This is a genomic window from Microbacterium lacus (genome assembly GCF_044794305.1).
GTDB lineage: Bacteria > Actinomycetota > Actinomycetes > Actinomycetales > Microbacteriaceae > Microbacterium > Microbacterium lacus_B.
This window is the reverse complement of sequence record NZ_CP084996.1, coordinates 1,737,642-1,758,275: the sequence shown is the minus strand read 5'-3', so window position 1 is coordinate 1,758,275 and position 20,634 is coordinate 1,737,642. Positions and strand designations below refer to the sequence as shown.

Below are 20,634 nucleotides of genomic sequence, written 5' to 3'. Positions count from 1 at the left end.
TTTCCCTGTCGAGCGCCAAAGCGACTCGGGCTGGGCTGACGGATGATGGCTGAGGGGTTTGGGCGTGGTTCCCCCACCCAGCGCCGGGCGCGGCGGGATGTTGCGCAGGTTTGCTGCCCCGAACTCGCGCAAAGCACGAGCCGACAGTTCAAGGAACCTGGAGCACTCCGTTGAGTCGGTGCGGGAGGTGCGCGAGCGACGCGTCGCGGAGCGGCAACGGCAGCAGGGCATCGGGTGCGGACTGGTACGCCACTGGGCGCAGGAAGCGCCGGATCGCGGTCGCCCCGACCGAGGTGAACAGCGAGGTCGTCGCCGGCCACGGCCCCCCGTGCTGCTGCGACCAGGTCACGGCCACGCCGGTCGGCCAACCCGCGAACAGCACGCGTCCGGCACGAGCCTGCAGCAGGTCGAGTGTCTCTTCGACCTCTTCGCCGGGCTCGGAGTGCAGGGTCGCGGTGAGGCTCCCCGGCACGGCGCGCAGCGCCGCGTGAAGCTCCTCATCGGACGAGTACCGCACGAGCACGGTCACCGGGCCGAACACCTCTTCGAGCAGCAGTTCGGGGCGCTCGGCGACTGCCGCGGCATCCGTCACCACAACGATCGGCTGGGCGACTTCACCGTCCGAGACGGATCCGGCGACGATCTCGACCGACGCGTCGGCGAGGAGGGCATCGATGCCCGAGGGGAACGCGGCCGTGATGCGGTCGGTGAGGAGGACGCCGCCGTGCGAGGCGGGGACGAGAGCGGCGACGGATGCTTCGAACTCGGTGCCCTCGGGAATGAAGACGACACCCGGCTTGGTGCAGAACTGCCCGACTCCGAGGGTGAACGAGGCGACCAGCCCACCCGCGAGGTCCTCTCCGCGAGCGCTGGCGGCCGCCGGGGTGATCACGACGGGGTTGACGCTGCCGAGCTCGCCGTAGAACGGGATCGGGTCGGGGCGGCCGGTGGCGAGGTCGAACAGCGCGCGACCACCCGAGAGCGAGCCGGTGAACCCCGCGGCCTGGATCACCGGGTGCTGAACCAGGGCGTTGCCGGCCTCGCGGCCTTCGACGAGAGCGAGCGACCCGACGGGAGCGCCGGCCGCCACCAGTGCGTCGGCCACGATCTCTGCGGTGCGGCGGGAGAGCTCGATGTGCCCGGAGTGCGCCTTGACGATCACCGGCGCGCCTGAGGCGAGCGCTGAGGCCGTGTCGCCGCCGGCCACGGAGAAGGCGAAGGGAAAGTTCGATGCCGAGAACACCGCGACAGGCCCGACGGGCACGAGCATGCGCCGCAGCTCGGGACGCGGGGGAGTCGCCGCAGGGTCAGCGTCATCGACCGTGAGTTCGAGATACGAGCCCTCCTCGACCACGGTCGCGAAGAGCCGCAGCTGTCCGGTCGTCCGGCCGACTTCGCCGCGCAGGCGCGCTTCGCCGAGGCGGGTCTCGCGGTCGGCGATGGGGACGAGTTCGTCGCTTGCGGCATCCAACGCGTCCGCTGCGGCGCGCAGCCACGCGGCGCGATCGCTCGCGGTCGATCGTGCCCAGATGGGTGCGGCGGATGCTGCGGCCGCAACGGTCTCGTTCAGTTCGTCGAGTGTGGTGTTCACTTCAGCCTCTCTTGCCCGTGAGCCGTCTCAGATGACTCGCGATGGGGGATTTTGGGACATATGCGACGGCTCGCGTTCACCGAAACCGGAGACCAAGGCCGTCGTGGGGTGCGTCGGTCAGCCAGCCGTTCTCGATCTTCACAGGGCTGGGGCCGATCAGCGCACCGAGCGCGCCGAACCCGGCATCTTCGACGTCTTCGACCAGGGCATCCGGGACTCCGGGCACCGCGCGCATGCAGAGCGCGAGCTGGCCCGAGAGCTCGGGGAGGAGGTGCGGATGCACTGCGGCGCCGTACTCGGCGGCGATCGCCGCGATGCCGAGGAATGGCGTGATGCCGCCGACCCGCACGATGTTGGGCTGCACGATCTGTGCCGCACCCGTGCGGAGGAAGTCGTCGAACCGATACACGTTGTGGAGGTTCTCACCCACCGCGATCGGGATGCCGCTCGACGCTCTCAGACGCCCTGCGAGTTCACTGTGGCCGTACAGGTCGTCGGCGCGAAGAGGTTCTTCGATCCACGCCGGATTCACCTCGGCGAGCACCTCGAGCGATGACGTGGCGCGATCGAGCTCCCACCGCTGGTTCGCGTCGATCATGAGCGCGCGGTCGGGGCCGAGCACCTCGCGGACGGCCCGCATGCGGTCGAGGTCTTCGGCCACGTCGGGCTTGCCGACCTTGACCTTGACGGCGTCGAAGCCGGCATCCACCCAGCGCCGCACCTGTGCGACGAGCTCGTCCTGCGTATAGTGCAGGTTCACGCCGCTGCCGTACGTGCGCACTCGCTCGCGCTGCGCACCCAAGAAGCCCGGCAGTGAGGTGCCCCCGGCGCGGGCCGCGGCATCCCACAACGCCAGATCAAGCCCGGCCTGAGCGATCGTCGAGATTCCGCCACCGCCTGCCTCGTGCAGGTGCTGCCAGAGCGCCAGCCATTGCGACCCAGGGTCGGCGGGGCGACCGATCGCGAATGCTGCGATGTCGTGCGAGAGCAGAGCCTGCACCGCCTCTGCGCCGATCTGCGGCGTCCACGAGAAGCCCCAGCCGATCACGCCGTCCGACCGAGTGACCTGCGTCGCGATGACCCCGATCGAGGTGACGTCGCTGCCCCACGGGCGCGTGAGCGGCACGCGGATGAGCCGCGCGTCGAAGCGCTCGATCGTGGGGATTGCGGGAGCCTCGGTCACAGCAGTGCGCGCCCCGCTTCGAGGATCGCGGCGAGTCGAGCCTCTTGATCGGGGGTCGGGTCGACCAGGGGTGCGCGAACGCTGCCCACCGGCAGACCGCCGATGCGCAGACCCGCCTTGATGAGCGACACCCCGAAGCCGGGGGTCTCGTCGCGCAGGGCGACCAGCGGAGTGTAGAAGCCGTCGAGGATCTGCTCGCGACGCGCTTCGTCGCCGTCGACGTACGCGCGGTAGAAGGCGTTCGCGACCTCGGGAATCATCGCGAAAGCCGCCGACGAATACAACGGCATGCCGATGCCCCGGTACGCCGCCTGGGTGAGTTCGGCGGTGAGCAGGCCGTTGAAGAACGCGAAGTCGCGCCCGGTCTCGGCGACCGCACGTACGACCAGCTGGGCCACGGCGAGATCGCCGACGCCGTCCTTGAAGCCCACGACCTTCGGGTTGGCGGCAAGCCGGCGCACCGAGTCGACCGAGTACTGCGCGTTTCCGCGGTGGTAGATGATGACGGGCAGGTCGGATGCCGCGGCAATCGCTTCGACGTAGGCCACGAGGCCGGCCTGCGGCCCGCCCACGAGGTACGGCGGAAGCACGAGGAGAGCGTCGGCTCCGGCATCCGATGCCGCACGGGCGACCTCGATCGCGTGGCCGAGCGTGCCGCCCGAGCCCGCGACCACCGGGACGCGACCGTTCACCGCCTGCACCGCTGTCGCCACGACAGACGAGGCTTCTGCCGCCGAAAGCGCGTGGTACTCGCCGGTTCCGCACGCCGGGAAGACCCCGCCCGCACCGGCCTCGACGCCGGTCGAGACGTGCTGTGCGAGCAGGTCGTGGTCGATCGCTCCGGCGGCGCCGAAGGGGGTGACGGGGAAGAAGAGGATGCCGTCGAAGTTCATACCGGCACGTCCTTTCGTTTATCGGCGTGCGCGAGTTCGGTGCGCCAGTCGTGGTCGGGGGTCCAGCCGAGGAGGCGCCGGGCTTTGGCGTTGGAGAACGCGGGCGAGGTGCCGGTGAGCTCCGTCGCGGCACGCGCGGTGCCGGGGTGGAAGCGGGGGAGCAGCTCGGAGAGGGGGTCACGGGCGAGAGCATCATCGGCGCCCACGAAGAACGTCTCGCCGTTCGGGATGTCGCCGAGGGCTGCGAGCAGGGTGTCGGCGAAGGTCGCGACATCGCGCGCATCGACGTAGTTGAACAGGGCCGGCGCCGACAGTGCGGGATCATCCAGGCGCGCGCGAACAGTGTGGCCCTGCTGGGTCGGCGCTCCTGCCCACTCTTCGGGGGCGATCACGTAGCAGGGGCGAAAAGCGGCGAACCGCACAGCGTCGCCGGTCTGTCGCTGCAGCATCGTGAGGGTCTGCTCGATCAGCAGCTTCGAGAGGGCGTACGCGTTCCAGGGCTGCGCGGGGGAGTCCTCGTCCAGCGGCAGTCGTTCGGGGGTCCAGCCGTTCGGAGCGCCGTAGCCGAGCACCGTGGGGCTGGACGCGGCGACGATCTTCGGAATGCCGGCGGCAACCGCCCCGCCGAGTACCGAGATCGCGAGGGCCGAGTTCGTCCGCATGATGACGTCTTCGGGGGCGCTGAACGGCACGGCGATCGCCGCCAGATGGATGACGGCGTCGGCGCGGGCTGCGGCGAGGGTCACGGCGGTGGTCGAGGCATCCGTCAGATCAATCGCGTGCTGTCGCACGCCGTCGATCTCGAGCGCGGACGTCGTTGACCGGTCGAGCGAGACGATCTCGTGTCCGCGCTCAGCGAGCCCCGCGACGAGGCTACGTCCGAGGCGTCCGGCCCCGCCGGTGATGACGATGCGGCTCATGTTGTGGGCGTAGGCGTGGACAGCAGGCGGATGCCGAGATCGGCGACGTTCACCGGGAGTCCGGTCTCGAGTGAGCGGTTACCGGCGATGCCGACCGCGATCGACTGCACCCCGTCGCGCCAGTTCGCCGGTCGCGCCAGCGGGTCTTCGCCCGGTCCGATGAAGATGTCGGAGAGGAGGATGGCGTCGCCGCCTCCGTGGCCGCCCTCACCATTGACGATTTCGATCTCGACGGGTGCCTCCCAGTGGCGCTGCAGAAGCAGACGCTCGCCTTCGGGGCGCAACGATCCCGACGACCCGGCATCTACCGCGCTCGGGTCGAGTACGGGGTGGAGGCCTTCGGCTTCGAGAACGGCGCCGCGCTCGATGACGTCGAGTTCCACGCGGCCGAGCGTGCCGTTCACTGCGACCCGATAGCCCTCCCACGGCGCGTGGGCGTTGAGCGAATAGCTGAGGGTCGCGCCGTTCGCATAGTCCACGACGAGCGCGAGGTTGTCTTCAATGGTGATGCCCTCGCCGAACACATCGCGGTCGCGCACGTAGCCGTCGTGGGCCTCGGCGTCGAGGTAGAGCGCCTTCAGGTTCGGGTGATCGCGCAGGTCGAGGTCGAAACCATCGTGGTTGTGCATGTCATCAGTCCTGTCCCGCGTGCCGCGCTCGGGGCGCTCGCCGAGTCCGCGTGCCGCGGCATTGTCGGCTCCGTAGAACCGCAGTCCACCGCTGGCGAACACCCGGCGCGGGGTCGAGCGGATCCACCAGTTGACGAGGTCGAAGTGGTGGCTCGACTTGTGCACGAGCAGGCCGCCCGAGTTCTTCTTCTCGCGGTGCCAGCGGCGGAAGTAGTCCGCGCCGTGTTTGGTGTCGAGCATCCATTGGAAGTCGATGGAGGTGATTTCGCCGATCAACCCGTCCTGGATGACCTGACGCAGCCCGCTGTTGCGCGGCGAGTAGCGGTAGTTGAAGGTCAGCAGCACATCGCGGCCCGTGCGCTCGACGGCGTCTTCGATCGCGGCAGCGCCCTCGGCGTCGATCGTCAGCGGCTTCTCGACCACGACATCGGCGCCTGCCTCGAGGGATCGGACGATCAGCGACGCGTGCAGATCATCGCGTGCCGTGATCACGACCCTGTCGACGCGCTCGGCGCGGATCATCTCTTCGAGCTGATCGGGGTGCCATGTCGAGGGTGCCTCGATGCCCGCATTCACGGCACGCCGCACTGACAGTGCGGCGCGGTGCGGGTTCGGCTCGCAGATGGCGACGAGTTCTGCGTGCTCGGCGTAGGTGCCGGCGATCGCATCGACGTACATCTGCGAGCGGCTTCCGGCTCCGACGACGGCGTACCGGGTACGGGTCATTGCAACTCCAACTCAGGAAACGTTTTCTCAGGCTACAGGTGTGCGGTCGGGTCTGTCGAGTTGGTTCCCCCGAAGACCTCATCTCCGTGAGAACTCACTCCGCCGACGAGAACTCCGCTGTGGGCCGGGTTCTCGTCGGCGGACTGGGTTCTCGCGGGATCTTCGGGGGTCAGGATGCCGCGGCCGCGGTGCTTCCGCGCACGACGACTTCGGGGTTCGTGGTGACGATCGGGCTCGGGGTCTGACCGGTCAGCAGGGCGTGCATGGCAGCCCAGGCCTGGGCGCCGAGGTCGGCGGCGGGCACGGCGGCCGTGGTCAAGGGCGGAGAGGTGTACGCGGCGAAGGGGATGTCGTCGAACCCCGCAACCGAGACGTGCTCGGGCACGCGCACCCCACGACCGGCGAGCGTCGACATCAGGCCCATCGCGACGAGGTCGTTGAAGGCCAGAACAGCCGTCGCGCCCGTCTTGATGACGGCGTCGGCGGCGGCCGCACCGCTGTTGAAGTCGACGCCGGAGGGCAGCTCGATCACCGTGAGGTCGGAGTGCGCGGCGCGCGCGTCCGCGATCGCGGCGAGGCGCGCGGCGTTGGAGGCGCTGCGGGCAACACCGGCGAGAAACACGATGCGGCGATGGCCGAGGTCGTACAGGTGCTCGGCGAGCCCGCGCAGCGCGGTGCGGTAGTCGGCATTCACGACGGGGACACCCGCCTGTGGCGCGCGGTTCACGACGACGACGGGAGACAGGCTGGGCAGGAGCACGGCGAGTTCGTCCTGCGCCATGCGCGGTGCGCACAGGATCACGCCGTCCGTGCGCCGTCGGGTCTCGACGGCCAGTACGCGCTCTTCATCGACCTGCTCGGCGGAGTCGGCGATGAGCACGTGAAAACCGTCGGCAGCGGCCGCACGGCTGAGCCCGCGCAGAATCCCCTGGAAGGTGGGGTTGGCGAGGTCGGGAATCACGACCGCGACCGTGCTCGTGCGCCCGAGCACGAGGCTGCGCGCCAGCGGGCTGGCGGAGTAGCCGAGCTCGGCGGCGACTCCTCGCACCCGCTCGGCCAGCACGGGATCCACGGTGGCGTTTCCGTTCATCACCCGCGAGACCGTCGAGAGCGACACTCCCGCGGTGCGTGCGACGTCGGTGATCGTCACGCGGCGCGGTGCTTCCGGCATCTTCCGTCCCTTCGCGAGCGGTGGGCCCAGCCTAGCCAGAAAGCGTTTTCGCCTACCGATCAGCCGGCGTTTCGGCGTAACATGGACTCGTGGCAAGGAAAACGCTTTCCGATCCGGCCGACCTGATCGATGGTGCGCACCCGGCGCGCTCGGTGTTGCGCCTGCTCGCTCGGCGGCCAGCCCGCATGACTCTCGCCCTCTTCGCATTTGCGATGAAAGAGATTCCGCTCTGGTTTCTGCCCGTGATCACGGCAGCGATCATCGATATCGTCGCGACGCAGGGAGAGGTCTCCGCTGTGCTGTGGTGGCTGACCCTCGCGGTGGTGCTGCTCGTGCAGAACTACCCGAACCACATCCTCTACACCCGCAACTTCATGACCGTCGTGCGCGATACCGGTGCCGACCTGCGCAACGGCTTGGCTGCTCGCCTCCAGAGCCTCTCGATCGGCTATCACACGCGAGTGAGCTCCTCCATCGTGCAGACCAAGGTCGTGCGCGACGTTGAGAACGTCGAACTGATGCTGCAGCAGGTGACTCACCCGCTGCTGTCGGCGATCATGGTCATGGTCGGCGCGATCTCGATGACCGCGATCGCTGTGCCGCAGTTCCTCCCGGTGTACGCGCTGGCCGTCCCGATCGCCATCGGCATCCGCTACGGAATGCGCAATCGGTCGAAGGCGCGCAACGAGGTCTTCCGACGTGAGGTCGAAACACTGTCGGCGCGTGTCGGCGAAATGGCATCACTGATCCCCGTCACCCGCGCCCACGGGCTCGAGCAGACCGCAGTCACGCGCGTGAACAGCGGTGCCGACGGAGTGCGTCGCGCGGGCCTGCACCTCGACATGCTCAACGGACATGTTGCCTCGATTTCGTGGGTCGCGATGCAGTTGCTGGGGGTCGGATGCCTCGTCCTCGCCGCGATCTTCTCGCTCACCGGCATCCTCCCGATCACTCCGGGCGAAGTGGTGCTCCTGTCGACCTACTTCACGCTGCTTACCGGTGGCCTCACCGCGCTTCTGATGCTCATCCCGGTCGGGGCCCGCGGCCTCGAGTCGGTGCGCTCGATCGCAGAGGTGATGCAAGAGCCCGACCTCGAGCAGAACGAAGGCAAGCACGCGGTCGATCGCGTGAGCGGAGGCATCCGTCTCGTGCGTGCCTCGCACCGCTATCGCGACGCCGACCGCGATGCCCTTCACGAGATCGACCTCGATATCGTGCCGGGCGAAACCGTGGCCTTCGTGGGCTCGTCGGGATCGGGCAAGTCGACTCTGCTCAACCTGGTGCTCGGGTTCGTGCGTCCGACGAGCGGGCAGGTGCTGCTCGATGGCGCCGACGTGCAGACCCTCGACATGCGCACCGCGCGCCGGTTCGTCTCGGTCGTCCCGCAGGAGTCTGTCCTCTTCGAGGGAACGATCCGCGAGAACATCGCGTACGGACTGCCGCACGCGGACGACGATCGCATCGCCCGCGCCCTGCGCGATGCCAATGCGTGGGAGTTCGTCCAGGCGCTTCCGCAGGGGTGGGACACGATCGCCGGCGAGCGCGGTGCGCGCGTCTCGGGCGGTCAGCGCCAGCGGCTCGCAATCGCTCGCGCGCTCGTGCGCGACCCGCGCATCCTGCTGCTCGACGAGGCCACCTCGGCGCTCGACCCCGAGTCCGAAGTGCTCGTGAAAGAAGCACTCAGCCGCCTGATGGAGGGGCGCACGACTCTGGTCGTCGCCCACCGACTGTCGACCATCCGCCAGGCCGACCGCATCATCGTGCTCGAACACGGGCAGATCGTCGAACAGGGCAGTCACGACGTGCTGCTTGAGGCGAACGGGCGTTACGCCCACCTCCACTTCACTCAGGCCGGCACCGCACGCTGAGCCTGCGCCAATCATCACCTCACGAAGGAGTGACATGACGGATGCTTCGTCCCGCGCCCTGCGGGCTGCCATCATCGGTACCGGCGCGATCGCCCACGCCCACGCAGAGGCGATCGCGGGCCTTGCCCCGCGGATCGACCTGGTCGCGGTGGTGGATGTCGACGCGGATCGCGCCGCCCAGTTCGCCGAGCGGTTCGGTGCGGAAGCGGTGTACACCGACGCGGCCGAACTCTTCGCCAGCGAGCAGCTCGACCTCGTGCACGTCTGCACCCCGCCGCTCACCCACGTTCCGCTCGCGATTCAGGCGCTGCGCGCCGGTGTGCCGGCGCTTATCGAGAAGCCGACGGCCCTCAGCCTGGCTGAGATGGACCGGCTCGTGGCGGTCTCGCACGAAACGGGTGTGCCCGCGCTCACGGTGTTCCAGCATCGGTTCGGGGCCGCCGCTCTGCGGCTGGCCGCCCTCGTCCGAGAGGGCGTGCTCGGCCGTCCGCTCGTCGCCACCTGCGAAACCCTGTGGCACCGCACGCCTGATTACTTCGATCTGCCCTGGCGAGGGCGGTGGGCGATCGAGGGGGGTGGGCCGACGATGGGCCACGGCATCCACCAGTTCGATCTCCTGCTCGCGGTGCTGGGTCCCTGGCGCAGGCTCTCGGCCTTTGCCGCGCGACAGGCACTGCCGACCGACACCGAAGACGTCTCGATGGCGGTCGTCGAGTTCGAAGGCGGGGCGCTGGCGACCGTGGTCAACTCGATCGTCTCGCCGCGCGAGACGTCGCGGCTGCGCTTCGACTTCGAACACGCGACCGTCGAGGTCGAGCACCTCTACGGCTACACCGATGCGGACTGGACCTTCACGGCCGCGCCAGGGCACGAAGCGCTCGCCGAAGCCTGGGCGCAGCAGCCCAGCGACGAGATCAGCAGCCATCTCAGCCAACTCGCCCAGATCGTCTCTGCGCTCGAAGCGGGCACCGACCCGGGCGTGGGCGCGGACGAGGCCCGGCGTACGCTCGAATTCGCGGCCGCGACGTATGCCTCGGCTTTTCGGGGCCGACCGGTCGAGGCCGGCGAGATCACCGACGACGACCCATTCCACTCGTCCATGGACGGCGGCGCCGTGCCGTGGTCGCCCGTCAAGGAGGCACAATGACCCTTTCCATCGCCGACGACAACGAGTCCGCGTTCGCCGTCTATGACGACGACGTTGAGCTGTTTCGGTACACCTTTGTGCCCGACACCGAGCAGTTCGAGTCGCCGAAGCCGTATCTGCATCCGATCCGCACGCGCTCGGGACACCTCGTCAGCCTCTTTCGCCCGCATGACCACGTGTGGCACAAGGGCATCGCCTGGTCGCTCCCCGTCGTGGGCGACGAGAACTTCTGGGGCGGACCCACCTACGTCCGTGATCAGGGCTACGTCCAACTGCCGAACGATGGTGCACAAACCCATCTGAGGGTCGAGGCCTCGGGCACAGACGCCGACGGTGTGGTGCGCTTCGCCCACGACCTCGAATGGATCACCGAGGGCGGCGTGCGGATCTTCACCGAGCGCCGTGAGATCACCGCGCGCGTGCTCGACGACGACAGCTGGGTGCTCACCTTCGAGACGGCGATGACGAATGTCTCGGCATCCGACATCGCCATCGGTTCACCGACGACCAAGGGGCGCGAGAACGCCGGCTACGGCGGGCTGTTCTGGCGCGGACCGCGCTCGTTCACCGGCGAGATGCTGGTGACCATCGACGGCACCGGATCGGGCAGCGATGTCCGTGGTCAGCGCCACGAGTGGATGGGTTTCGCGGGCCGCCACGACGAGGTCGACGCCGCGTCGCTCATCGTGATGGTTGACGCGACCTCGAACCCGCATCATCCGCCCCAGTGGTTCGCGCGATCCGAAGAGTTCGCAGGCCTCAACCCCGCGCCGTTCTTCAGCGAAGAGGTCGTGGTGGCTGCGGGCGAAACGGTCACGTTCCGCTACGGAGTGGGAATTGCGGATGCCGATGCCGACGATGCGGCAGAGCTCGCAGACTCCATTCGCACGGTCTTGCAGGAGCGGCGATGACGTCGCCACTCTTCCCCGGTGGGGTAGCGGTGAGCGACCTCGCCGTCTACGACTGGGACGCCGCCGACGGCAGGTGCGGCGGATCACCGCACCTGCACACCGCCTCCGGCGAGGGCTATATCGTGATCGGCGGGTCGGGCGCGGTCGAGACCCTCTCGAGTGAGGGCTTCGTCGAGCATCCGCTGGCGGTGGGCGATGTGCTGTGGTTCTCGCCGGGAACGGTGCACCGGCTGGTGAACGACGGCGAGCTGCGGTTGCTCGTGGTCATGCAGAACTCCGGACTCCCCGAGGCGGGGGATGCGGTGCTGACCTTTCCCTCCGCGGTTCTTGACGACGCTGAGGCCTACACGGCCGCGGCCCTGCTGCCGGTCGGTGCCGGCCGGGAGGATGCCGCGCGGGCGCGGCGCGACCTCGCTCTCGAGGGCTATGCGGAGCTGCTGGGCGCCTGGCGGGCAGACGGCGCGTCGGCCCTCGCCGAGCTTCACGCGCGAGCGGCGCGACTCGTCCGAGATCGGGTTCCGCAGTGGCAGGAGCTGTGGGTTTCCACGGTCGCCGCCGAGACCGAGCGGACGCGGGCGCAGCTCGAGGCGCTCCGCGCCGGGTTGCCCGGGACGCTGGGTGAAGCATCCGTCGTGCGCGCAGTTCCGACGCCCGGCGATCGTGGATACGGGATGTGCGGAAGGCTGAAGACGTGGGAGTTCTCAGAGACGACCGCCCGCGACGAAGTGATTGCACCATCGAAGGAGCACGAATGAACGCCGTACCCATCACCCCCGTCACGCTCGGCGCGTCGCGTCTGGGGGAACGTCCCGGTGGCGCCGAGTTGGCGGATGCGCTGCTTGTCTCGCCGCTCGGCAACATCGATACGAGCAACATGTATGCCGAGGGTCGCAGTGAAGAGCTTCTGGGTGCCGCGATCGCGCGTGCCGGAGGCATTCCCGGCACGAAGCTCATCTACTCGAAGGCCGATCGTGATCTCGAGACGGGCGCCTTCGATGGCGATCGCGTGCGCCGTTCGCTCGACGAGTCGCTCACCCGGCTCGGCGTGGACTCGCTCCCGCTCTACCAGTTCCACGATCCGTACACCGTGACCTTCGACGAAGCGATGGCACCCGGTGGGGGAGTCGAAGCCCTCCTCTCGCTGCGCGACGAAGGCGTGATCGGTGCGATCGGCATCGCGTCGGGCACCATGGCCCAGGTGCACGAGTATGTGGCCACGGGCGTCTTCGATGCAGTCCTCTCGCACAATCGCCTCACGCTCGTGGACCGCACCGCCGAGCCCACGTTCCGCCTTGCGCGCGAGCTCGGGATGACGGTCTTCAATGCCGCGCCGTTCGGTGGCGGCACCCTCGCGAACGGCGCGAACACCTACGGGTACCGCGAGATGCCCGCCGACTTCGCCGCCCACCTCGAGCGGTTGCGTGCCCTCGCGGCCGAGTGGTCGGTCGACCTGGCGGCGGCCGCCCTGCAGTTCTCCACGAGGAGCCCGCTGGTCGACACCACCGTGGTCGGGGTGACATCGGCGGCTCGCCTCGACGCGCTTCCGGTTCTCATCGACGCCGTCGTGCCAGACGAGTTCTTCGACGCGGTTGAGAAGCTCGGGCCGCCGCCTGCCAGCGGCAACGACTGAGCAGACTGATCCCCTGACCAGCCCGCCCGCGAAACGTGCGGCTCGTTTGGACGGACGCGCGGGATAGCGCTTTCCCGCGAACTGCTCTAGGGTGAAGTGAGCTCAGTCCCTCGACGCGGAGAAGCCCATGACCACCTCCTTGCGCTGCGCGCTCGTCGGCACCGGGGCGGTTGCAAATCTGCACGCTCTCGCCGTTGCCGCGCACCCTCGCGCCGACCTTGTCGCCGTCACCGATCACACGCGCTCGGCGGCCGACGCGTTCGCTGAACGGTATGACGTCCCCGCTGTGTACGACGACCTCGATGGGCTGCTCGCCGCTGAGGACCCCGACGTCGTGCTGATCTGCACCCCTCCCGGGGCGCACCGCGGCCAGACGATCACCGTTTTCGCGGCCGGTGCCCACGTCGTGGTCGAGAAGCCGCCGGCCTCGTCTCTCGCCGAACTCGACGAGATGCGCGCGGCCGCGGTCGCCGCTGATCGTGAGCTCGCGGTGGTCTTCCAGCAGCGCACGGGTACGGCCGCCGCCCACGTCCGTCGGCTTCTGCACGACGGCGCCCTCGGGCGACCGCTGATCGCCACGTGCGAGACCCTCTGGTACCGCGGAACCGACTACTTTGCGGTGCCGTGGCGCGGAAAGTGGGCGACCGAAGGCGGGGGAACGACGCTGGGTCACGGCATCCATCAACTCGACCTGCTGGCCTTCCTTCTCGGCGACTGGGCAACAGTGCGCGGCGAGCTCTGGCGTCTCGATCGCGAGACCGAGACGGAGGATGCCTCGACCGCCACGGTCACGTTCGCCAGCGGTGTCGTCGCCCAGGTCACGACCAGCGCCGTGTCTCCGCGCGAGGTGAGTGCGATCCGGATCGACACGCAGAAGGCGACGATCACGGTCGAGCACCTCTACGGACACGGCCATGACAACTGGAGCATCTCGCCCGCTCCCGGCTTCGAGGAGGAGTCGGCCGCCTGGGCTTTTCCGCAGAACGAAGAGCGCAGCGACCACGGCCCGCTGTTGCGCGATGTGTTCGACGCGCTGCTCGACGGTACGCCGCTGCCCGACACGGCCACGGCGCCGGCGAGGTCGTTCGAGATCGTGGCGGCGATCTATGCCTCCGCCGCGGCGGGCGGTGCGCCGATCACACCGTCCGACCTCGCGAACCACCCGACACATCGCCAGAGCTTCGCCAGCCCGGTCACCGACCTGCGGCCGGGCCGATGAATGTCTCTGACTCCCTGCGAACTTCGCGCGGTCCAATGACGCCCGCGAGCCCTGAGCTCTACCGCGACCCGGTCTATGACGGCGCGACCGACCCGACGGTGGTGATCGCCGACGGCGCGTGGTGGATGTTCTACACCCAGCGCCGGGCGACACACCCGGACCCGGGTCCGGGTGTGGCATGGGTGCACGGCAGTCGCATCGCGGTCGCGCGTTCGGGTGACGGGATCGCGTGGGAATACGCGGGCACGCTGGAACCGGATGCTGCGGGCCTGGCCCTTCGCGAAGGCCCGCCGCCGTCCGTGACCGACCGGACCCACTGGGCGCCCGAGGTCATTCACGACGGCACGAAGTGGCGCATGTACCTGACAGAGATCGACGGGGTACCCGATCGGTGGCCGGGGTTCGCCCGCACGATCGTGGAGTACGTCTCGGACGACCTGTCGAGGTGGACACTGCGCGGACCCCTCGCGCTCTCGAGTGAACGCGTGATCGACGCGGCGGTTGCTCGTACGCCCGATGGCCTGTGGCGCCTCTGGTACAAGGACGAGGCGGGTGACTCGGTGACGATGGTCGCGGCGTCCGACGATCTTGAATCCTGGCGACTCGACGGCGTCGCGATCGGGGGAGCCCCGCACGAGGGGCCGTTCGTCTTCGAGCTCGACGGCTGGTGGTGGATGATCGTCGACGAGTGGCGGGGGATGGGCGTCTATCGGTCGACAGACGCGGTTGCGTGGTCTCGGCAGGGGGATCAGGATGCTGTCATCCTCGGTGCGGGAGAAGTCGCAGGACCCGGGTTCGGTCACCATGGCGCTGCCGTTCGCGAGGGCGAGAAGCTCTGGTTCTACTACTTCGGCCACCCCGCCCGCGCCGGCTTCGGCGAGGGCGACACCATGGATGATCGCCGTTGCGCCGTGTACCGGTCGCAGCTCGTCGTTTCAGACGGAGTGCTGAACACGGGCGACGCGCTGTGAGATCACGACGGGAAAACGATTACCGATTGAGGGTTGAAAAACGTTTCAACCCGTAGTAGCGTGACGGGCAAGCGCTTTCCCGCACCATGAGTCAGCGCCACACCACCGCACACACGGACAACGAACGTTCGGCGGAGAAATACCGAACACGGACGTTCACAACGAGAGGACAAGGATGTTCAGCAACAAGCGGGCATTCACCGCCATCGCACTTGCGACCGGCGCTGCCATCGCCCTTGCAGGCTGCGCGGGTGGCACGACCACCACCCCCGAGTCGGCAGCCAGCTTCGACCCGAACGAAGAGGTGACCCTCGACCTCGCGTTCTGGGGTAACGACATTCGTGCCGAGCTCTACAACGAGGCCATCGCCGCGTTCAACGAGGAATACCCGAACATCACCGTCAACGCGACGTTCCTGGGCTTCCCCGAGTTCTGGGAGAAGCGTCAGACCGAGGCGGCGGGCGGCAACCTGCCCGACGTCATGCAGTTCGACTACTCCTACATGCGCCAGTACTCCGAGAACGGCCTCCTGCTCGACCTCGACCCGTACCTCGGCAACATCATCGACACCGAGCCGCTGTCCGAGAACATCCTGCAGATCGGCGTCGTCGGCGGCGTGACCACCGGTATCGCCACCTCCACCAACGCGTGGGCGCTGTTCACCAACCCCGTTCTGCTGGAGACTGCAGGCGTGGACGAGTGGGAAGGCGGCGACTGGGAAGAATACGCCGACTGGATGGGCGAGATCACCGACGTCTCCGGCGGCGCATTCTGGGGCGGCAGCGACTGGACCGGTCGCATTCAGAACTTCGAGATCCAGTTGCGCTCAGAGGGCTCATACCTCTTCAGCGAAGACGGCGAAGCCGGCTTCGACGAAGAGCGCCTCACCGAGTTCTGGGAGTCGGGTGCCGACGTCCGCGAAAACATTGGCATTCCGCAGCAGCGCATCGAAGAGGTAATCCCGAAGGGCGGCTTCGACAGCGCGCTGACGGCAAGCGAGCTCACGTGGGACAACTTCGGTGCCGGCTACCTCGCGGGTCTCGGTGAGGGTTACACCGAGCTTGGCATCATCGCGCCGCCCGTCACCGAGGAAGGCACGCAGGACCTCTACCTGAAGCCCTCCATGCTGCACACGATCTCGGCCGGGACCGATCACCCCGAGGCAGCGGCAACGCTGGTCAACTTCCTGGTGAACTCCCCGGAGTCCGGTGCGATCTTCGGCACGAACCGTGGCCTCCCGGCATCCGAGACAGCACTCGAGGGTGCAGACCTTGACCCGCTGAGCCAGCAGGTCCGCGACTACGAGGCGTCGATCGCCGACCGCCTCGGCGACGCCCCGCCCGTGCCGATCGTCGGCTACGGCACCCTGGAAGAGAAGTTCCGTCAGCTCGGCACCGAGCTGAACTTCGGAACCCTCACGGTCGAGGACGCGGTTTCGCAGTTCTTCTCCGAAATGGACGTCATCCTCAACCAGTAACAACTGGCTTCCTGGGCCCGGTCGTGTACGTCCGGGCCCAGGAACACCACATCATCCGCATCAATCGGGAGAGTCGACGTGAGTACTACTGCGACGAGAGTCATTGTGACGGGCGAGAAGTCTTCGCGTCGGTCTTTGCTTCGCAAGGAGCGTCCGGAACACCTGAGCCGTCCGGGCCAAAGGTCCAGGCTGCTGAAGGAGTCTCTCGCGGGGTACGGGTTCCTCTCTCCCTGGCTCCTCGGTTTCTTCGGTCTGACGATCATCCCGATGGTCTACTCGCTGTATCTGTCGTTCACGAGCTACAACATCTTCCAGCCGCCCCGGTGGATTGGATTCGACAACTACATCCGGATGTTCACGAACGATCCCGCGTTCATCCAATCCGCGCAGATCACCCTGATCTATGTGCTCGTAGGGACGCCGATCACGTTGATCGCCGCTCTGGCGGTCGCGATGCTGCTGAACTATCGCGACAAGGGTGCCGGATTCTTCCGCTCCGCGTTCTACGCCCCGTCGCTGATCGGCGGATCGGTCTCGGTCGCGATCGTCTGGCGGGCGATGTTCTCTGCCGATGGCCCCGTCGACAACGGACTAAGCCTGTTCGGCATCAACCTCGGCGGGTGGGTCGGTAACCCCGATCTGGTGCTGCCGATGATGATCCTTCTGTCGGTGTGGATGTTCGGCGCAACGATGGTCATCTTCCTCGCCGGTCTCAAGCAGATCCCGAAGGAACTGTATGAGGCAGCCGAAATGGACGGCGCGGGTGCGTTTCATCGATTCCGCGCGGTCACGGTTCCGCTGCTGTCACCGGTGATCTTCTTCAACCTGCTCCTCGGCTTGATCGGCGCGTTCCAGGTCTTCGCGTCGGCGTACATCATCTCCAACGGGTCGGGTGGCCCTGCCGGGATGACGAACTTCATCACCCTCTACCTCTACAAGCGCGGCTTCAGTGACGGGCAGATGGGCTACGCCGCCGCGATCGCCTGGGTGTTGCTGATCGTCGTCGCGATCATCGCGTTCATCCTGTTCCGCACCCAGCGCTCGTGGGTCCACTACTCGGGAGACAGCAAATGACCACTTCCTCCTTCTCCCAGAACGCGCTGATCCAGGTCGAGAACCAGGTCGACCCCGACCCGAAGACCGGCCCCGCGACCGGTCGACGCAAGGTCAAGCGCCGCACCTGGCAGACCCTCGTCTGGCTGGTCGCGCTCATCCTCATCACCGCGGTCGTGCTCTACCCGCTGGTCTGGCTGCTCTTTTCGACCTTCAAGCCCAACGGTGAGTTCGGTAGCAACATGGGCCTTCTCCCCAACAGCCCCACGATCGACAATTACATCAAGGTGCTCGAGGGCATCGCCGGCGTCCCGCTGTGGAAGTTCTTCGCGAACTCGCTCCTGATCGCCGTGGTCTCGGTCATCGGCACCGTGGTCTCGAGCGCGATGGCCGCGTACGCGTTCGGACGTATCCAATTCAAGGGACTCGGCATCCTGTTCGCGGCAATGATCGGCACGCTCCTGCTGCCGTTCCACGTCGTGATCATCCCGCAGTACATTTTGTTCAACAACCTCGGCTTGGTTGACACGTTCTGGCCGCTGCTGATCCCGAAGTTCCTCGCCACCGAGGCGTTCTTCGTCTTCCTCCTCGTCCAGTTCATCCGCCAGATGCCCCGCGACATGGACGAAGCAGCCCGCATCGACGGAGCCGGACACGTCCGCATCTTCTGGGCGATCATCATCCCGTTGATCAAGCCCGCCCTGATCACCTGCGCGATCTTCTCCTTCATCTGGGCGTGGAACGACTTCCTCGGACCCCTGCTGTATTTGACGAGCCCGGAGAACTACCCGTTGCCGATCGCTCTGCGCCTCTACAACGACCAGTCCTCCTCCAGCGACTTCGGTGCCACCGTGACGGCGTCCTTCCTCGCCCTCCTCCCAGTGCTGATCTTCTTCCTGGTGTTCCAGCGCTTCCTGGTCGACGGTGTCGCCACCCAAGGGCTCAAGGGCTGACGGTGAGCACCGTGACCACAAAGCGCGAGCACAAGGCAGCGCTGCGCGCCGACCGCTCGGGCAGCGGCCCGACCATCGAAGAGCGTCCGCCAGCACGGTTCCCGGGTGCAGGGGCGAAGTTCGCCCTGTTGGGCGAAGTGCTCATGATCGGGCTGCTCGTTGCGCTGGTGGGCGTGCTGGTCGTGACCCTCCCCGCGGGGCTGGCGGCAGGCATCCGCCATCTGCGTCGTTTCGTGGCGGCGGATGACTCGTCCCTCGTCTTCTTCTGGGCGGATGTGCGCCGCGCGCTGCCGATGGGAGCCGTTGTAGGGCTCGCCTCCACAGTGGTGCTGGTCATTCTGCTGCTCGACATCGACCTCGCACGCAGTGGCTTCCTCCCCGGGGGAATCCTCATCGAGATCGTCGGATGGGTCGGCCTCGCCGCACTCTCGGTCGCTGTGCTGGTTGCCGCCGCAGCATGGTCGCCCGAGACCGGATGGCTGGCCGCCGTCCGCTCCGTGCCGCGCAGTGTTGCCGCCGACCCCGTCGGTGGGCTTTACCTTGTTGCCACCGCCGGGTTCGTCGCGGTCGTGACCTGGGTTCTCCTCCCGCTGTTGTTGCCCGCACTGGGCCTCGCCGCGCTCGCGGCCGTGGCAATTCCCGAGCGCCGCCGCACGCGCTGATACTCCCGAAAGGCATTCATGACCACCGTCGACGCTCACCTCGACCCGCGTGCCGAGGTCGCCGAGATTGACCGCCGAATCTTCGGAGGGTTCGTCGAGCATCTCGGGCGCCACATCTATGACGGCATCTTCGAGCCCGGGCACGAGACAGCCGACGCCGAAGGCTTCCGTACCGATGTCGTGAAGCTCGTCAAAGAGCTGGGCGTGAGCACCATCCGCTACCCCGGCGGCAACTTCGTGTCGGGGTACCGCTGGGAAGACGGCATCGGCCCGAAAGAGCAGCGTCCGCGCCGTCTCGACCTCGCCTGGCACGCGACCGAAACCAACGAGATCGGCCTGCACGAATTTCAGTCGTGGCTCGACAAGGTCGGCAGTGACCTCATGCTCGCCGTCAACCTCGGCACGCGCGGGACGCAGGAGGCGCTCGATCTACTCGAGTACGCCAACACGTCGGTGAAGACGGCGCGCACAGACGAGCGAGCTGCCAACGGCCGCGATACGCCGTTCGGCGTGAAGATGTGGTGCCTGGGCAACGAGATGGATGGCCCCTGGCAGCTCGGCCACCGCAACGCCACCGACTACGGAAAGCTCGCATCGCGCACCGCGAAGGGCATGCGCCAGCTCGATCCGTCGATCGAGCTCGTCGCGTGCGGGTCCTCCGGGCGGTCGATGCCGACCTTCGGTGCGTGGGAGCGCCAAGTGCTCGAGCACACGTTCGACGACGTCGACTTCATCTCGTGCCACGCCTACTACCAAGAGCATGACGGCGATGCCCGCGAGTTTCTCGCCTCGGCTGTCGACATGCAGCGCTTCATCGAGTCGGTCGTCGCCACCGCCGATCACGTCGCCGCTCTCAAGAAGAGCGAGAAACGCATCATGCTCTCGTTCGACGAGTGGAACGTCTGGTACATGTCGACCTGGAATGAGCAGGCCGTCACCTACGGACCCGACGAGTGGCCGGTCGCGCCGCGTCAGCTCGAAGACCAGTACAACGCGCTGGACGCGGTCGTCTTCGGCGACCTGATGATCACGCTGCTCCAGCATTCCGACCGCGTACGTTCGGCCTCCCTCGCTCAGTTGGTCAACGTCATCGCGCCGATCATGACCGAACCCGGCGGCATCTCGTGGCGCCAGACGACGTTCTTCCCGTTCTCGCTCACCTCGCGTCTGACCGCTCCCGGCGCACGCGCTGTGCGTGTCGCGGTCGAGTCGGGCACCTTCACGAGCGAGCGGTTCGGAGAAGTGGTGAACGTCAATGCGGTCGCCACGGTCGACGACGACGGCGTCAGCCTGTTCGTGGTCAACAGATCGTTGACGGATGCCGCGTCCCTCCGCGTCGATATCTCACAGCTCGCCGAAGCCCTGGGTAAAGAACTGACGGTCGTGGAGTCGCACCTCCTTCACGAGCACGACCATTACGCCGCGAACACACTCGCCGAGCCCGAGCGGGTCGGAGTGCGACCCGTCGAGGATGCGGCGGTCGCAGCATCCGTGCTCACAGCCTCATTGCCCCCCGTCAGCTGGGCGGCGATTCGCCTGGCCTGACCTCCACCCACCACAGCGGGAAAGCGCTTGCGCGCCGGTCCCATTCTGTGACAAACTATCGGAAAGCGCTTACCCACCTCATCGG

18 protein-coding genes are annotated in these 20,634 nt (G+C 67.5%); 12 read left to right on the top strand and 6 right to left on the bottom strand.

Annotated features, from left to right (window positions below):
• Nucleotides 1-148: 148 nt before the first annotated feature.
• The 6 genes from LG299_RS08525 to LG299_RS08500 all read right to left on the bottom strand — a co-directional run bounded on the left by LG299_RS08525 (nucleotide 149) and on the right by LG299_RS08500 (nucleotide 7,113).
• Nucleotides 149-1,591, bottom strand: coding sequence for an aldehyde dehydrogenase (NADP(+)) (locus LG299_RS08525; RefSeq protein ID WP_404434726.1), 1,443 nt, complete (start codon nucleotides 1,589-1,591; stop codon nucleotides 149-151).
• Between the two features lie 76 nt (nucleotides 1,592-1,667).
• On the bottom strand, nucleotides 1,668-2,774 hold the full coding sequence (locus LG299_RS08520) for a mandelate racemase/muconate lactonizing enzyme family protein (RefSeq protein WP_404434724.1): 1,107 nt from the start codon (nucleotides 2,772-2,774) through the stop codon (nucleotides 1,668-1,670).
• Nucleotides 2,771-3,667: a 5-dehydro-4-deoxyglucarate dehydratase gene (locus LG299_RS08515; RefSeq protein ID WP_404434723.1), complete on the bottom strand. Its 897-nt coding sequence runs from the start codon at nucleotides 3,665-3,667 to the stop codon at nucleotides 2,771-2,773. The genes LG299_RS08520 and LG299_RS08515 overlap by 4 nt, the downstream gene beginning before the upstream one ends.
• On the bottom strand, nucleotides 3,664-4,587 hold the full coding sequence (locus tag LG299_RS08510; protein ID WP_404434722.1) for an NAD-dependent epimerase/dehydratase family protein: 924 nt from the start codon (nucleotides 4,585-4,587) through the stop codon (nucleotides 3,664-3,666). The genes LG299_RS08515 and LG299_RS08510 overlap by 4 nt, the downstream gene beginning before the upstream one ends.
• On the bottom strand, nucleotides 4,584-5,942 hold the full coding sequence (locus LG299_RS08505) for a Gfo/Idh/MocA family protein (RefSeq protein ID WP_404434721.1): 1,359 nt from the start codon (nucleotides 5,940-5,942) through the stop codon (nucleotides 4,584-4,586). The genes LG299_RS08510 and LG299_RS08505 overlap by 4 nt, the downstream gene beginning before the upstream one ends.
• A 169-nt stretch (nucleotides 5,943-6,111) precedes the next feature.
• Nucleotides 6,112-7,113, bottom strand: a complete 1,002-nt coding sequence (locus LG299_RS08500; protein ID WP_404434719.1) for a LacI family DNA-binding transcriptional regulator — start codon at nucleotides 7,111-7,113, stop codon at nucleotides 6,112-6,114.
• A gap of 89 nt (nucleotides 7,114-7,202) precedes the next feature.
• Here LG299_RS08500 and LG299_RS08495 point away from each other — a divergent pair, with 89 nt between their 5' ends.
• From LG299_RS08495 to LG299_RS08440, 12 genes are all read left to right on the top strand, one after another.
• The gene (locus LG299_RS08495) at nucleotides 7,203-8,981 is read left to right on the top strand and encodes an ABC transporter ATP-binding protein (RefSeq protein WP_404434718.1); all 1,779 of its coding nucleotides are present in this window, start codon (nucleotides 7,203-7,205) and stop codon (nucleotides 8,979-8,981) included.
• Between the two features lie 34 nt (nucleotides 8,982-9,015).
• Nucleotides 9,016-10,128, top strand: a complete 1,113-nt coding sequence (locus LG299_RS08490; RefSeq protein ID WP_404434716.1) for a Gfo/Idh/MocA family protein — start codon at nucleotides 9,016-9,018, stop codon at nucleotides 10,126-10,128.
• The gene (locus LG299_RS08485) at nucleotides 10,125-11,039 is read left to right on the top strand and encodes a PmoA family protein (RefSeq protein ID WP_404434714.1); all 915 of its coding nucleotides are present in this window, start codon (nucleotides 10,125-10,127) and stop codon (nucleotides 11,037-11,039) included. The genes LG299_RS08490 and LG299_RS08485 overlap by 4 nt, the downstream gene beginning before the upstream one ends.
• Nucleotides 11,036-11,794, top strand: a complete 759-nt coding sequence (locus tag LG299_RS08480) for a cupin domain-containing protein (protein WP_404434713.1) — start codon at nucleotides 11,036-11,038, stop codon at nucleotides 11,792-11,794. The genes LG299_RS08485 and LG299_RS08480 overlap by 4 nt, the downstream gene beginning before the upstream one ends.
• Nucleotides 11,791-12,669 carry an aldo/keto reductase gene (locus LG299_RS08475; protein ID WP_404434712.1) on the top strand — a complete coding sequence of 293 codons (879 nt, stop codon included), beginning with the start codon at nucleotides 11,791-11,793 and terminating at the stop codon, nucleotides 12,667-12,669. The genes LG299_RS08480 and LG299_RS08475 overlap by 4 nt, the downstream gene beginning before the upstream one ends.
• A 127-nt stretch (nucleotides 12,670-12,796) precedes the next feature.
• Nucleotides 12,797-13,888, top strand: a complete 1,092-nt coding sequence (locus LG299_RS08470; RefSeq protein WP_404434711.1) for a Gfo/Idh/MocA family protein — start codon at nucleotides 12,797-12,799, stop codon at nucleotides 13,886-13,888.
• 35 nt (nucleotides 13,889-13,923) lie between these two features.
• Complete coding sequence (locus LG299_RS08465) at nucleotides 13,924-14,859, top strand: family 43 glycosylhydrolase (RefSeq protein WP_404434709.1); 936 nt, start codon at nucleotides 13,924-13,926, stop codon at nucleotides 14,857-14,859.
• Between the two features lie 175 nt (nucleotides 14,860-15,034).
• The gene (locus tag LG299_RS08460) at nucleotides 15,035-16,336 is read left to right on the top strand and encodes an ABC transporter substrate-binding protein (RefSeq protein WP_404434707.1); all 1,302 of its coding nucleotides are present in this window, start codon (nucleotides 15,035-15,037) and stop codon (nucleotides 16,334-16,336) included.
• Nucleotides 16,337-16,414: 78 nt separating this feature from the next.
• On the top strand, nucleotides 16,415-17,410 hold the full coding sequence (locus LG299_RS08455; RefSeq protein ID WP_404434705.1) for a carbohydrate ABC transporter permease: 996 nt from the start codon (nucleotides 16,415-16,417) through the stop codon (nucleotides 17,408-17,410).
• Nucleotides 17,407-18,342 (top strand): carbohydrate ABC transporter permease, encoded by a 936-nt coding sequence (locus LG299_RS08450; RefSeq protein WP_404434703.1) that lies wholly within the window; start codon nucleotides 17,407-17,409, stop codon nucleotides 18,340-18,342. The genes LG299_RS08455 and LG299_RS08450 overlap by 4 nt, the downstream gene beginning before the upstream one ends.
• A gap of 2 nt (nucleotides 18,343-18,344) precedes the next feature.
• Complete coding sequence (locus tag LG299_RS08445; protein ID WP_404434702.1) at nucleotides 18,345-19,004, top strand: hypothetical protein; 660 nt, start codon at nucleotides 18,345-18,347, stop codon at nucleotides 19,002-19,004.
• An 18-nt stretch (nucleotides 19,005-19,022) separates the two neighbouring features.
• Complete coding sequence (locus LG299_RS08440; protein ID WP_404434701.1) at nucleotides 19,023-20,549, top strand: alpha-N-arabinofuranosidase; 1,527 nt, start codon at nucleotides 19,023-19,025, stop codon at nucleotides 20,547-20,549.
• Nucleotides 20,550-20,634: the final 85 nt, after the last annotated feature.

What these genes read in the sequence shown, in the direction of transcription:
- LG299_RS08515 (WP_404434723.1), bottom strand. Translation starts at nt 3,667, where the DNA reads ATGAACTTCGACGGCATCCTCTTCTTCCCCGTCACCCCCTTCGGCGCC.
- LG299_RS08510 (WP_404434722.1), bottom strand. Translation starts at nt 4,587, where the DNA reads ATGAGCCGCATCGTCATCACCGGCGGGGCCGGACGCCTCGGACGTAGC.
- LG299_RS08505 (WP_404434721.1), bottom strand. Translation starts at nt 5,942, where the DNA reads ATGACCCGTACCCGGTACGCCGTCGTCGGAGCCGGAAGCCGCTCGCAG.
- LG299_RS08500 (WP_404434719.1), bottom strand. Translation starts at nt 7,113, where the DNA reads ATGCCGGAAGCACCGCGCCGCGTGACGATCACCGACGTCGCACGCACC.
- LG299_RS08490 (WP_404434716.1), top strand. Translation starts at nt 9,016, where the DNA reads ATGACGGATGCTTCGTCCCGCGCCCTGCGGGCTGCCATCATCGGTACC.
- LG299_RS08485 (WP_404434714.1), top strand. Translation starts at nt 10,125, where the DNA reads ATGACCCTTTCCATCGCCGACGACAACGAGTCCGCGTTCGCCGTCTAT.
- LG299_RS08480 (WP_404434713.1), top strand. Translation starts at nt 11,036, where the DNA reads ATGACGTCGCCACTCTTCCCCGGTGGGGTAGCGGTGAGCGACCTCGCC.
- LG299_RS08475 (WP_404434712.1), top strand. Translation starts at nt 11,791, where the DNA reads ATGAACGCCGTACCCATCACCCCCGTCACGCTCGGCGCGTCGCGTCTG.
- LG299_RS08470 (WP_404434711.1), top strand. Translation starts at nt 12,797, where the DNA reads ATGACCACCTCCTTGCGCTGCGCGCTCGTCGGCACCGGGGCGGTTGCA.
- LG299_RS08465 (WP_404434709.1), top strand. Translation starts at nt 13,924, where the DNA reads ATGACGCCCGCGAGCCCTGAGCTCTACCGCGACCCGGTCTATGACGGC.
- LG299_RS08460 (WP_404434707.1), top strand. Translation starts at nt 15,035, where the DNA reads ATGTTCAGCAACAAGCGGGCATTCACCGCCATCGCACTTGCGACCGGC.
- LG299_RS08450 (WP_404434703.1), top strand. Translation starts at nt 17,407, where the DNA reads ATGACCACTTCCTCCTTCTCCCAGAACGCGCTGATCCAGGTCGAGAAC.
- LG299_RS08440 (WP_404434701.1), top strand. Translation starts at nt 19,023, where the DNA reads ATGACCACCGTCGACGCTCACCTCGACCCGCGTGCCGAGGTCGCCGAG.